Origin of the sequence: Bradyrhizobium sp. AUGA SZCCT0169 (assembly GCF_018130085.1) — a bacterium.
Classification (GTDB): Bacteria; Pseudomonadota; Alphaproteobacteria; order Rhizobiales; family Xanthobacteraceae; genus Bradyrhizobium.
In genome coordinates, this window is record NZ_JAFCMC010000067.1 from 1 (window position 1) to 13,298 (window position 13,298).

10 protein-coding genes are annotated in these 13,298 nt (G+C 60.7%); 2 read left to right on the forward strand and 8 right to left on the reverse strand.

The features are described from left to right. Nucleotides 1–354: autotransporter domain-containing protein (locus tag JQ609_RS34595; protein ID WP_212277094.1), on the forward strand; the 354-nt coding region annotated here is incomplete at its 5' end. 33 nt (nucleotides 355–387) lie between these two features. Here the strand turns inward: JQ609_RS34595 and JQ609_RS34600 are convergent. The 4 genes from JQ609_RS34600 to dusA form a co-directional block, all read right to left on the reverse strand. Next, nucleotides 388–1,788 (reverse strand): TRAP transporter large permease subunit, encoded by a 1,401-nt coding sequence (locus JQ609_RS34600; protein WP_212277096.1) that lies wholly within the window; start codon nucleotides 1,786–1,788, stop codon nucleotides 388–390. Beyond that, a complete protein-coding gene (locus tag JQ609_RS34605) occupies nucleotides 1,785–2,375 on the reverse strand; it encodes a TRAP transporter small permease subunit (RefSeq protein ID WP_212277098.1) in 591 nt (196 codons plus the stop codon). The genes JQ609_RS34600 and JQ609_RS34605 overlap by 4 nt, the downstream gene beginning before the upstream one ends. A gap of 64 nt (nucleotides 2,376–2,439) precedes the next feature. Continuing rightward, nucleotides 2,440–3,561 carry a TRAP transporter substrate-binding protein gene (locus JQ609_RS34610; protein ID WP_212277100.1) on the reverse strand — a complete coding sequence of 374 codons (1,122 nt, stop codon included), beginning with the start codon at nucleotides 3,559–3,561 and terminating at the stop codon, nucleotides 2,440–2,442. 233 nt (nucleotides 3,562–3,794) lie between these two features. Beyond that, entirely contained in the window at nucleotides 3,795–4,790 is a 996-nt protein-coding gene (gene dusA, locus JQ609_RS34615; RefSeq protein ID WP_212277103.1) for a tRNA dihydrouridine(20/20a) synthase DusA, read from the reverse strand. A 132-nt stretch (nucleotides 4,791–4,922) separates the two neighbouring features. Here dusA and JQ609_RS34620 point away from each other — a divergent pair, with 132 nt between their 5' ends. Next, nucleotides 4,923–6,017, forward strand: a complete 1,095-nt coding sequence (locus tag JQ609_RS34620; RefSeq protein ID WP_212277105.1) for a site-specific integrase — start codon at nucleotides 4,923–4,925, stop codon at nucleotides 6,015–6,017. Between the two features lie 1,782 nt (nucleotides 6,018–7,799). Here the strand turns inward: JQ609_RS34620 and JQ609_RS34625 are convergent. The 4 genes from JQ609_RS34625 to JQ609_RS34640 form a co-directional block, all read right to left on the reverse strand. Next, nucleotides 7,800–9,914, reverse strand: a complete 2,115-nt coding sequence (locus tag JQ609_RS34625) for a xanthine dehydrogenase family protein molybdopterin-binding subunit (protein ID WP_212215005.1) — start codon at nucleotides 9,912–9,914, stop codon at nucleotides 7,800–7,802. Next, nucleotides 9,911–10,888, reverse strand: coding sequence for a xanthine dehydrogenase family protein subunit M (locus JQ609_RS34630; RefSeq protein WP_212277113.1), 978 nt, complete (start codon nucleotides 10,886–10,888; stop codon nucleotides 9,911–9,913). Before JQ609_RS34630 ends, JQ609_RS34625 begins: the two co-directional genes overlap by 4 nt. Nucleotides 10,889–10,890: 2 nt before the next feature. Then, nucleotides 10,891–11,517 carry a (2Fe-2S)-binding protein gene (locus JQ609_RS34635; RefSeq protein ID WP_212277114.1) on the reverse strand — a complete coding sequence of 209 codons (627 nt, stop codon included), beginning with the start codon at nucleotides 11,515–11,517 and terminating at the stop codon, nucleotides 10,891–10,893. A 224-nt stretch (nucleotides 11,518–11,741) separates the two neighbouring features. Beyond that, nucleotides 11,742–12,698 (reverse strand): helix-turn-helix domain-containing protein, encoded by a 957-nt coding sequence (locus JQ609_RS34640; protein WP_249119761.1) that lies wholly within the window; start codon nucleotides 12,696–12,698, stop codon nucleotides 11,742–11,744. Nucleotides 12,699–13,298 lie beyond the last annotated feature (600 nt).

A 13,298-nucleotide genomic window follows, 5' to 3' on the forward strand; every position in this document is an offset into this window, starting at 1 on the left:
AACACGTTCGCCTTGTCCTACGCCGAGCGGAACGTTACCGCCCCGCGCACCGAGCTCGGACTTCGCGCGGACACCTCCTTCGCGGCCACCGATGCCGTGGTCACGCTGCGCGGCCGCGCCGCCTGGGCCCACAACTTCAACACCGACCGCAGCGTCAGCGCGATCTTCCAGACGCTGCCCGCCTCTTCCTTCGTCGTCAACGGCGCCGCGCAGGCGCGGAACAGCGCACTGGTGGGCGCGTCCGCCGAAGCGAAATGGCCGAACGACTTCTCGGTGGCGGCAAGCTTCGAGGGCGAGTTCTCAGACGTCACCGACAGCTACGCCGGCAAGGGCATCGTCCGCTATCAGTGGTAAGGCGGCGGCTCGCAGTAAGTCACTCGGCGCGGGTCAATTCGGCCCGAGCACGGAAGCCGCGACTTTAGCGGGCACCACATATTCGATCTGCACCTTCTTGCGTTCGGCATCCCGGCGTGCCTGCAGCCAGCCTGGAAACCACATCGCGATCGCGGGGAATATCAACACCAGGACCACGCAGAGAACCTGGATGACCATGAAGTCCGCCATGCCGCGGTAGATCAACCGCAGATTCCATTCCCTCACGACCTGCTTGAGATAATAGGCCGACATCGCGACGGGTGGAGACAGGAACGCCGTCTGCAGGACGACCGCGACGATGCAGCCGAACCACACCATGTCGTAGCCGAGGCCCTTGGCCACCGGCGCGAGCATGGGAAGAAAAATAAACACGATCGCCGGCCATTCGAACGGCCAGCCGAGCAGGAATATCAGGGTCAGCAGCAGCGTCATGGTGCCCCAAGCCGGCAACGGCGAGGCAAGCAGGGCATTGGTCATCCAGCTGGCGGTGCCGAGCCACGCGAACACCGCACCGAACACGTTGGAGGCGACGGCGAGCAGCAGCACCATGCTGGTGGTCGCCATCGTGCTGTAGCAAGCCTGCAGCAAACCGCTCCATGTGAATTTGCCGTAGAGGATGACCAGAAGGATGGCGCCGAGCGCGCCGAGTGCCGCCGCCTCCGCCGCCGTCGTGATGCCGGCCAGGATCGCACCCAGCGTGACAATGGTCAGCACCGTCACCGGAACAAGGCCGACCAGGCACTCCCACAGCACGATCTTCATCGATTCCGGTCGGTCCTCGAGTGGCACCGGCGGACCGAGCTTCGGATTGAAATGACAGCGGATCAGCGTGTAGGCGATGAACATGCCGGACAGCAGGAAGCCCGGGCCGAACGCGGCCGCGTACAAATCGATGATTGAGATGTCGAGCACGGGCGCCATCACGACCAGCATCACCGACGGCGGAATCAGGATGCCAAGCGTGCCGCCGGCCGCGATCGCGCCCGCCGACATGCGCACGTCGTAGCCGGAGCGGATCATCATCGGCCCAGCCATGATGCCGAGCAGCGCCACCGTCGCGCCCACGGTTCCGGCAGCGATGCCGAACAGCGTCGCGGTAACGATGACGACCACGTAAAGCGCGCCCTTCAGCGGCGCAAACAGATCGCGGAACGCCCTGAACAGTCGTTCCATCAGCCCGGCCTGATCGCAGATGAAGCCCATCAGGATGAACATGGGCACCGCGACCAGTTCGTCCTGCTTCATGATGCCGATGGTCTGCAGGTAGGCGAGGTTGAGCACCCGCGGCCCCATGCCGATGTAGCCGAACACGCCTGCGAGAAACAAAAGCGTGAAGCTGATCGGCAGACCGATGAAGATCGCCCCCAGCATCACCAGCAGCATGAATAGGCCAAGCAGCTCGAGTCCGGTCATATCTCGATCTTTTCCTTGTGCTCGAACTCGCGCCCGAACTGGAGTTGGTACCAGCACTTCAGTACTTCGGAGATGCCCTGAACCATGAGAAGGACCGCCGCCAGCGGGATGGTGGCCCGGAACGGCCACATGATCACGCGCCACACGCTTTCCTGCGACCTCTCGCCGGTGTCAAAGGAATGCAACGCGGCATCGTAGCTGACCACCATGAAGGTGATCATGACCGGGTAGAACAGCAGGATGTAGGAGATCATGTCGATGATCCCCTTGATGCGTTCCGAAAAATTTTCCCAGTAGATATCGGTTCGAACGTGCGCGCCCTTGTAGAGCGCATATCCGCAGGCGAGCATGAAGGCTGAGCCGTTGGCCATGAAGCTCGACTCGTAAACCCACGCGGTCGGGGCATTGAACCCGTAACGCATCACGACCTCGTAGGTGATCGTCACCACGAGGAACAGCATCGTCAGGGAGATGAGTTTGCCGGTGACGTCCGAGAACCGGTCAATGGCTCGAATGATCGTATAGAAGGCGTGTGGAAACTCACTTCCCACGCCAGCCGGATACGAGGCTCCGCCGTCAGTCGACATCATGATCCCCCTTGGAAAGCAACTGGCGCCTGTCAATGACGCCAGTTGCGCGCGCGAAAGCGGATCACTTCTTCTGCAGATAGACCTTGTCCTTCCAGTAGTACTCGCCGGCGAAATTATAAGGCGGGAACCAGGAAAGCTTGAACGGGACGATCTTCTCGGCGTAGGCCTTCTGACTGTCCATCGCCTTCTTGTAGAAGGGGTTCTTGGCGGCGTACTCGGCCTGGATCTTCTCCCACTCGTCGAGGAAGTTCTTCAGGACGTCATCCGGCGTGCGATGCAACTGGACGCCCATCTTGAGGAGGTCCTGGCAGGCCTGCGCGGTCTCGCGATTGAAGGAGAAATTGCGCTGCGTCGTGGCGTAGACGCTGGCAACCTTGATGATCTCCTGCAGATCCGGCGTCAGTTTCTTCCAGACATCGCCGTTGATCATCAACTGGCCGCCGGTGACCGGCTCGTGCATGCCAGGGGTGTAGTAGTGCTTCGCGACCTGGTGCAGACCGAGCTTCTTGTCTTCCTCGCAGTTGATCCATTCAGCGCCTTCGATCACGCCGCGCTCCATCGCCGGAACGATCTCGCCGCCCGGTATGGTGACGACCGACACGCCAAGCCGGCCGTAGGTCTCCGCGCCGATGCCGTAGATGCGATACTTCATCCCCTTGAGGTCGGCGAGGCTGTTGATCTCTTTCTTGAACCAGCCCATGCCTTGCGGATAATCGGTCGGAATCGGGAAGCCCACGACGTTGAGCTTGAGAACGTCGCGGTAGAATTCTTCCAGCAGGGCCATGCCGCCGCCGTCGTAGTACCAGGCCCAGTAGTCGCTTCCGTCCATCCCGAATAGCGGACCGTGCGACATCGGAATCGTCGCCGTGTTGCGGCCGAGAATGTAGCCGAACGGCGCCATTCCGACGTCGAGAACGTTCTTCGACGTTGCGTCGAAGACCTCGAACGGCGGAACGATCGCGCCGGCCGGAAGCGTTTCAATCTTGAGCCGGCCGCCCGACATCTTTTCGACGGTCTCGGCCCACAATTTGAAGATGAGGTGGAAGTTCGCAGATGCGGGATGGGTCGATTGCCCTTTTAATACAAGGGGCTTGGGCGCCGGGGTCTGAGCCCGGGCTGGCTCTGTGAAGGTGGCGGCGAGTCCGAGGGCAGCAGCCACGACAATAGACGTGTACCTGAGCATTCTCACTCCTCCCTTTTGGCAGCAATTTCTCCTTGGTTGATGTTTTTTTGATTTTGTGAGCTGAAGTTACGGACGGGATGATTGCGCTGTCAAGGCGATATCTGTCGGACCGGCAAAGTGAGCCGGTGCAAGATGGGTACCCTCACTGCCATAAGCCAAGACAGCCAACGGAAGCAGTGACCGACAGCCCAAGAGCCGTCATCAGCCTCGACCGTGCGCCGGCCGGCGTGCCGTCACGCCGCAATCGATGACGCCGCGCTGATATCGACCAGCGCAATCGCATCGCACAATACATTGGCGCCGGCGCCTTGCCTGACGCCGTTCTGGGCGAGATGACGGCGGAACGCGCGCGCGCCCGGCACGCCGTGAAAGGCGCCGACGAAATGCCGCGTCATCGAATGCAGCCGCGTGCCCTGCCCGAGCTGGTTTTCGATGTAGGGCATCATTGCCTCAAACACATCCTTCATGGTCGCATGTGGCGCCGCCTCGCCGAACAATTCCGGATCGACATTGAGCAATCGCCACGGCTCCTGATAGGCCGCCCGCCCCAGCATCACGCCATCGACATGGGCAAGATGCGCCTTCGTCTCGGCGAGGCTGCCGATCCCGCCATTGATGATGACGGGCACGTCCGGCAATGCCGCCTTCAGCCGATAGACCCTGTCGTAATCGAGCGGCGGAATGTCGCGGTTCTCCTTCGGCGACAAGCCGTTGAGCCAGGCCTTGCGGGCGTGCACGACCAGCACATCGGCCCCCGCAGCAACGACGCCGCGCGCCAGCACGTCCAGCGCCACTTCCGGATCCTGGTCGTCGATGCCGATACGGCATTTCACCGTGACGGGAATGTTCACCGCACGCTTCATCGCCGCAACGCCGTCCGCAACCAGCGCCGGCTCCGCCATCAGGCAGGCGCCGAAGCGGCCGTCCTTTACCCGGTCGGACGGGCAGCCGACATTGAGGTTGATCTCGTCATAGCCGAAATCCTCGCCGATCTTCGCAGCCATTGCCAGATCGCGCGGATCGGACCCGCCAAGCTGCAGCGCGACGGGATGCTCGCTCTGATCAAAGCCGAGCAGCCGCATTCGGTCGCCATGAATGATGGCGCCCGTGGTCAGCATCTCCGTGTATAGCCGCGCACGCCGCGTCATCAGACGGTGGAACACGCGGCAATGCCGGTCAGTCCAATCCATCATGGGTGCAACGGAAAAGCGATAGTCTTGATATTTCAACAGTTTATCTTACTCTTCAATGGGATGAACAGCGAACGTGTGCACTCCAAACTAGACGAAATTGCACACGTTTGTACCCGTTTTGACCTCTCAGTGCACACATAGTGCACACGAAAGTCGGAGTGCACACGCGTGGCGACCTTCACACAAATGGCATCCGGAAACTGGCGCGTCCAGGTCCGCCGCAAGACCCGCTATGTGGCCGAGACCTTCCGCCGACGCAAGGACGGCGAAGAATGGGCGCTCGAGATGGAGCGCAATATCGACCGCAACGGATCGTCCAAGCCACGCGTGGCGCGCAACGTTCGCACGTTCGGCGATCTGATCGACCTGCACGATGAAGATATGCACGAAGTTGGAAAGCCCCCTCGCCGATCAAAAGCCGCTGTGATGGCGTCGCTAAAGACTGAGCTCGGCGGTGTGAAGCTGCCCGCGCTGAATCGAGAGCGGCTGATCGAGTTCGGAAGGAAGCGAGCCAAACAGGGCGCTGGCCCTGCGACGTTGGCGATCGATATGTCCTTCATCAGGACAATCATAACGCATGCTGCTGCGGTGCACGGCATTGAGGTCTCCGCCGAGGAAGCTCGCCTCGCACGGGTCGCGTTAAGTCACCTCAATCTGGTCGGAAAAAGCAATGAGCGTGACCGACGGCCGACACAAGACGAACTCGACGAACTGATCGAGTATTTTGAGACGAACCCTCGACAGTTCATACCGATGGGACGGATCGTCAGGTATGCCGTGGCAACGACTTTGCGCCAGGAGGAGATCTGCAAACCCGAGTGGCCACTGGTCGACATGAAAAGGCGATTGGTCGTCATTCGAGACCGAAAAGATCCGAGGAATAAGGACGGAAATGACCAAAAAGTACCTTTGCTCAACCTTACGGGCTATGACGCTTGGGAGGTCGTGCTTCAGCAGCGGATTGTGACTAGAGGCAACGGACGGATCTTTCCTCATAATCACAGATCAGTCAGTGCGGCATTCACCCGGGCATGCGATGAACTCAAGATCGATGACCTGCACTTCCACGACCTCCGTCATGAGGGAACGAGCCGTCTGTTCGAGGCCGGGCTTCCAATCGAAAAAGTAGCTCTGGTCACGGGCCACAAGGATTGGCGGCAGCTCCAGCGCTATACCAATCTCAAGGTCGAAGATCTTCTTAAGCTGCAATACGCGCAGCAGCCGTCGATGGAAGAATTCATGGAGACGCTAGCTGCATCCTAGAAGAACGAGCAGAGAGCTCCGGCCTACGTTCTCTCAGCCAGGAGCACAAGAAAAAGTCACTCGCGGAATCCTAAGACGCAAGATTTGAGCACTCTTGATGTCGTTCTCGGTCGTAGTTCGCCACCGATGCTGCCATCGCCTCGTAATTGACGAAGGCACCACCGAGAACCTCGGTGGCCCGATATGGGGAAGGGCTTCCTGTACGCTATAAACCCCACCAATGCCCTTAGCGGGTTCGCCTTTCTGCAGCGGGGCGTTTCGTTGGTACGATGAGAGTGTAGCCGATCCGTGGCTGAAGTCGCTGGCTGAGACCCGTCGCCTCGCCGCACGGTAGGGCCATTGCTACCAGCACGTCCAGGCGCTCATCGTCGCGATCGACCAGTACACGGAATCCGCCACATCAATTTTCCTCGAAAAACCGCAGAGCATTGGTTAGGATCCAATAGGCGACCTTTGAATTAGAGACTCGTTGAACTTAAGTATTGTAGAGTGCCCGCCACGGCTTTAACCCCGGCCGTGGCGGGATTTTTGTGAGTTGCGTAAGTGGTGAAGAGTAGCAAACTCGGCATGCCGGGGTTCATTAAGCCCCAGCTTGCGACCCTGAAGAGCAAGGCTCCCAAGGGTGAGCAGTGGATCGCGCCGCGGTGTAGGACTCTGAAGTGATATCGCCGTTCCGAACGGCTGCTGCAGCGTCTCCGAGCCCAAGCGAGGTGAGATCTGTGGTTTCTTGCAATGCAATCTGAGTGACAGCCGTGGGGTACATGAAATCCTCGCAATGAGCTGTTTGCGGCACCCCGCTGTCGCCAAACAGCGACCCAGCTCAATGCCATTACGATGATAATATTACATTACGATCGTACTTCAATCGCTGTTTTGCGGCTTTGCCGGACACATGTGCGTGTGGACCGTCGCGACAAATGACCGTGAGCGATGCACGGCTTTGGAGACACCCCCGATTCGCGCTGCCCCGGCGCTGCTGGCTTCATGCCGTACCGGCGGATCACGTTTGTCAGGCTGAGCAGAGGACCTCTGCTTGGCATCGACGGAGGTCCCGCTTGCCCAACAATTGGATCTAAACGCGGATTTGCCGGACAGTCTCGCTGCCGGTTCACTCTAGATGCCCGCTGTGGACGGGCTCCTCGGGTTTCCTATTCCAGGGTTCATCATTCCGCGAACTGAGCCCTCGACATTGACGTTGCAAATTCGCCGCTTGCAGGATGCGATCGTCCCTCCCAAGGCATCCACTCCCGCTCGCACACAGCGCGTTCAGTTCAGCCGACGTTCGTCGCCGGCAGATTTTCCTTGATCGGTCGGTGCACACGTCGTGCTCACGCCGCCTTCCAACTGATTGAAGAGATTGAACAATCTATCCAATCCATTCATGGGGAAGTTTGAGCTGGGGCCAGCCATCGAGAGTTAGCTAGATCAAGCTTCACACATCTCAGCGGCTGCTTTGCGCCGATACTGTTGAAAAAGTCCTTTTGGGACGGCGGACGAAATTTTCTAGAGCCGCTCATGCGTTTCGTGCGCAACGACGTGAGGGACCTCGTCGCATCTCAGAAAAACGACCACGGCCGTTCGTACCAGCGCTACGGCCCATCCCAACTGTGGCGTTGTCCAAAAGTCAGCATTTGCGAGATTTTTGAGGTCATTTGATTTTCGACTTTTTCAACAATATCCGCCAACAGCGGGCATTCGGACAACAGCGCTTTTGACCTTAGCGGACATCAAGGGATCGCCACGCTTTACGGCGAGAGGGCGGCACGAGACCGTGAATCGGAGCTACACGGTCAATACATCCTCGATTCGGATCGGCGAAGCGCGCACACGTTTGCCGGTCGCGTGGAAGATGGCGTTGGCGATGGCGGGAGCCATGCCGACGAGCGCGATCTCTCCGAGGCCTTTGACGCCAAGCGCATTGACGTGTGGATCCAGCTCCTCGACAAAGTGCGCTTCGAGTTGCGGAATGTCGAGATTCACGGGCAAGAGGTAATCGGCCATGTGGGCGTTGACCGGGCGTCCGTCGCGCGAATCGAGGACCGTGCGCTCCATCAGCGCCATGCCCATACCGCCGACCATGCCGCCAATGCATTGGCTCCTCGCCAGTCGCGGATTAACGACGCGCCCAATACCATAGGCGCCGACAGCACGGCGCAGCCGGATTGTGCCGACGTCCGGATCCACAGCCACCTCCGCAAATACGGCTCCAAAGGCGTGCATCGAAAATCGGGCCGCGGCATCGGGATCGCGTTGAGACGAAGCGATTGCCTCGATGGGTCGGCCGCTTTGGGGGTGCTTTCCGGCTTCCTTTTGCACCGCAAGGCAGGCGGCACGGACCGCAGAGCCGACCGAGGCCATCGTCCATGAGCCACCATGGGAGGGAGCGGGCGGATAGTCAGATCGTCCCAGGCTGAAGCATACCCGTTCAACAGGCAGTCCTAGCGTCTCGGCAGCAACCTGCGTCATGGACGTGTAGGTGCCGGGGCCCATGTCGCTTGCCGCCACTTCAACTTCGGCCGTGCCGTCCGCGAGCAGCCGCGCCCGCGCACTCGCCGGCGCGTGGAAGGCCGGATAGCTCGCCGATGCGACACCCATGCCGACCAGCAGCCGGCCGTCGCGCATCGAACGTGGCTCGGGTGACCGTCGCGACCAGCCGAAACGTTCGGCGGCGAGGTCATAGCACTTCATGAGGGATCGGCTGGAGAAGGGCCTGTTCTCGCCCTCATCGATCGCCGGCTCGTTGCGGCGCCGCAGGTCTATCGGATCCATCCCGAGCTTGTACGACAATTCATCCACGGCACATTCGAGCGCGAATACACCGCTGGCCTCGCCAGGACCGCGCATATGGTTGGGGGTGCCGATATCGAGTGGCAGCAGCCGGTAGCGGGTCCGCACGTTCGGCGTGGAGTACAGGAAGGTCGTGACTGACGTCAGAGCCTCCATGAACTCTTCGTAGCGGCTCGTCTCTCCGGTGCCTTCATGAACAATGCAGGTGAGCTTGCCATCCACTGTGGCTCCGAGGGCCATCCGCTGCAAGGTGCGGGGGCGATGGCCCGTCATGAAGAACATCTGCTTGCGCGTGAGCACGAGCTTGACGGGGCGCGCCACTTGCCGCGCTGCCATGGCTGCAAGCGTCACGTGCGGCCACGTCCTGAGCGTCGTGCCGAAGGCGCCTCCGATAAACGGACAGATGACCTGTACGTTTTCGGACGGCAGGCCGAAGACGGCCGCGACCTCGGCCTGTTCGTTGACGACGAACTGGCTCTTGCTCCACAGCGTCAGCCGATTGCCATTCCAGGCCGCGACGGTAGCATGTGGCTCCATTGGATTGTGGTTCTCGCGGGCGATTTCGTAGATCTCGTCGACCCTCATCGGCGCGTCCGCGAGAGCGCTGTCGGCACTGCCGCGCGCGGTGTCGGCCGGCAGCCTTGCATCTGGCTGCTTCCCGGCTTCCGGAACGACTGGCAGGGCTTGTGCATCGGCAGGATCAATGATCGGCCGCTCGGGTGTGTATGAGATATGTAGCGCGGCAGCGCCACGCTCCGCCTGCTCGATCGTGTCGGCGACGACGACCGCTACCGGTTGTCCATAGAAGCGCACGTGGTCATCCTGCAACACATGCAGCCGCTCCCCCGTGGCCGGATCGATGTAGCTCTTGTGGGGTGCATATGGCAGGCGTGGCGCATTGCGATGCGTGATGACTGCAATGACGCCCGGCATCTTCTCAACCGGCCCAGTGTCGATGCCGGTCACGCGGCCGAGACCGACCGTGGCACCGACGATCACGGCGCAGGCCTGGCCGGGTTGGTTGAAGTCGGCGGCATATCGCGCGACGCCCGTGACCTTGGCGCGACCATCCACGCGCGGCAGCGGCTTCCCGATCACGTTCGTTGTCATGCGGCTTCTCCCGTCATTTCAAGAGCGCGGACAATGGTTCGGGGCAGGAGTTCGAGCTTGTAATGATTGCCCGACAGGGGACGGGCTCCTTCGATTGCCAACCGGGCGGCCGTTTCGAACACTTTGCGATCCGGCGTCTTGCCGATCAGCGCTTTCTCCACCGCGCCCAGGCGCCACGGCCGCGTGCCCACACCGCCTACAGCGAGCCGCGCCTGGCGGATTACTCCCCCACCAACGTCGAGTGCGGCGGCCGCGGACACCAGCGCGAACTCATAGGAGGCACGGTCGCGCACCTTGAGATAGCGCGCCCGCCGGCTGTATGGGCTACCAGGGACCCGCACCGTGAGGATGAGTTCGCCAGGCAGCAGGGTGTGTTCGAGATGGGGCGTATCGCCCGGCAAACGAAACAACTCCTCGACTGGAAAGGAACGCTCGCCCCGCGGTCCCCTCACCTGCATCGTAGCTTCGAGGGCGACCAGCACCACGGCGATGTCCGAAGGATGGGTTGCGACGCAATGATTGCTGGTACCGAAAATGGCGTGGCCGGCATTGAGGCCATCGATGGCGGCGCAACCGGAGCCTGGGCTGCGTTTGTTGCAGGATGCATCGAGCATCCGGAAATAGGGGCAGCGCGCACGCTGGAGCAGGTTGCCGCCGATCGAAGCCATGTTGCGCAACTGCGGCGAGGCGCCCTCAATCAGGCTTTCCGCGACGAGTGGATGCAGGCGTTGTACATCGGGATGAGCTGCGACATCGGCCATGCGGGCGAGCGCGCCGATCACGAGATCGGAGCCCTCGATGCGAATGTCGGACAGCGGGAGCGTGTTGATGTCGACGAGGTGTTCCGGCCGCTCCACCTCTTCCCGCATCAGGTCAATCAACGTCGTACCGCCGGCGATAAAACGCCGGCCGGACGACGCGGCGGCGATAGCGCCTTGGATGGAGGCAGCCTTCTCGATCGTGAATGGAAGCATGGTCAGACCCTTTTGGCAGCGTCTGCGACCGCGGCGACGATCCCCGGGTAGGCCCCGCAACGGCAGATATTGCCGCTCATCCAGAACCTGATTTCATCCGGCGTCCCCGCATGACCTTCCGCGATGCAGCCTATTCCCGACATGATCTGTCCAGGGGTGCAGAAGCCGCACTGCAAACCATCGTGCTCGACAAATGCAGTCTGAAGCGGATGAAGCTCGCCATTCGCTTCAAGGCCCTCGATCGTCCTGATCTGAGCCCCGTCATGCATCGCCGCCAATGTCAGGCAGGAGACGACCCGCCTGTCGTTCAGAAGCACCGTGCAGGCGCCGCAGGCGCCCTGGTTGCAGCCTTTCTTCGTGCCGGTGAGGTCGAGCGTTTCGCGTAGCACATCGAGCAGTGAACGGCGGGGATCCAGGTCAAGCTCATGCGGCTTTCCGTTGACGACCAGGCGGACCCTTCCCGTGGATGCGGTGGGAGGCCGTTCAGATATGGATTGTGCGGCAACTTCCGGTGCGGCCGCGAGAGCGGCCACGCCTCCGACCGTAAGCAGGATCGCACGCCGCGATAATCCGCTACAGTTTTGTTCGATCTGGACGGCATCGTCGCTGAATGGCTTCTCGCTTTTCATGGTCGTCTGCTCGCCTGTTTATGAGGTGATGATCGTTCTCTGATTGCGACAGGATGGCCCACAATTCGACGCTCGGAAGCGGATCGGATGGTGCTGCGCGCTGCCGTATCAAGCGCAGCCAGCCTTCGCCTCAGATGAGCATCGTGAGTTAAGCATTGTGCGACGGCACGTACCGTTCGGATTTTGCGGCGACTATCGCGGTGTTGCGATGAATTGCACCGGCACTACAGAGAGCGTCGGAACCCCGAGGGGGTCACTCCGACAATCGTACGGAAAGCCGCCGTGAAGGCTGATGGCGTCTCGTAACCGACTGCAAGCGCGACCTGCGTGATACTCAGATCTGAATGGGTGAGAAGCTCGCGGGCGCGGCACATGCGTTGCGCGGTCAACCATGCATGCGGGGTATGGCCGGTCGACTGCCGAAAAGCCGTGCAGAAGTGAAAGCGGCTTAGGCCGACGAGAGCGGCGAGTTCATTGAGCCCGATATGCTGTTCGAGATTCTCGCGCATGTACGTCGTAACACGCCGCACCTGCCAGTCAGCAAGGCCCCCCTTTCTGACGGGAGCAGGCAGGCCGCCAAATGATGAATGCTCCCGGATCAGCCGCGCGCAGAGAAGGTCGATCGCCTGCTCCACGAACAGACGGGACGATGCACTGTCCCGCGTCGCCTCGTGACTCAGAATTTCAAGCAGCCCCGCCGCCGCTGGATCGGCAAAAGCGACACGCGGAAGAATTTCGACACGTCCCCCATTCGCAATCTCGTCGGCGCATGCCTGGAGGCGTTCCTGAGTGAGATAGACGTGCGAGACGACCACCGGGCCAGCAATATTCCAGTAGCCGTCAACGCCTTTCGGAATGAGAGTGAAAGCTTTCGCGTTGGTTCTGGAAGTCAAACGCTTGTTTTCAATCCGCCAGGATATCTCGTGCTGTCCTTCGTAGCAGCCGACGGCGACGTGCCCAGCAACGCCCCGCATGTAATCTTCTTGCAACCCGCCATGCGCCCATTTCGAGGTCAGACGCGTATCGCCGTGCAAAACCTCGGGCACCAGTACCGGTGGCTCGTCCAAGATGCGGGCCATCTCAATAGCGGCATCGGGGCCTGAGTGGTCCGCTCCAGCTCGGCGCACGCCGTGTGGATTCGGCGCAGCCCTGCTTCGGGAACGGAGCAGCCGCTGGTTCAAACTGTCGCCCTCCTCGAAGTGCTAAATTGCAATACCAATATGCAAAAAGACCCGGCGATTTGGTAGAAAAACATCCGCGACCGCTGGTAGGTGCCGTCCGTCGTCTGCCCATTAAATTGGTCAGCACATTGCGGTTCGGCGGCATAAGACCTCATGACGCGGTAGCTCCCTAGGCTACCCGAGCTTCGAATGACCCGCCGGCTGAATATGCACAGGATTTCGCCGCTCTCGACCCGGCACGGCACCTTATTACCGCCGCGACCGTCTCCATCTGGAAGAATCATAAGCACTTTCACGCGGCGCTGGGCCTTTCCTATCTACCAATGACGGGCTTGGCGGACGAGTCAGGCGCATCCCTAGCTTGGAACGGTGGTGTGCCGGGCTCCTGACCACTTTGCGAACGAGTGCTCGTGTTCCGGAATCGATAAATCAAAAGCGAGCCTGCTCGTCGGGCCCACTACCGCCAAATAGCTACCGTTTCTGGCAGGACTGCCTTAGGACTTTTCGTCGAACGTCCGCTTCGCGTCATGAGCGGCCAGTCGCAAATCGAATAATAACGAGTCTGCTTTTCACTCAGAAGCGGCCATCGCCCGCCCTGAT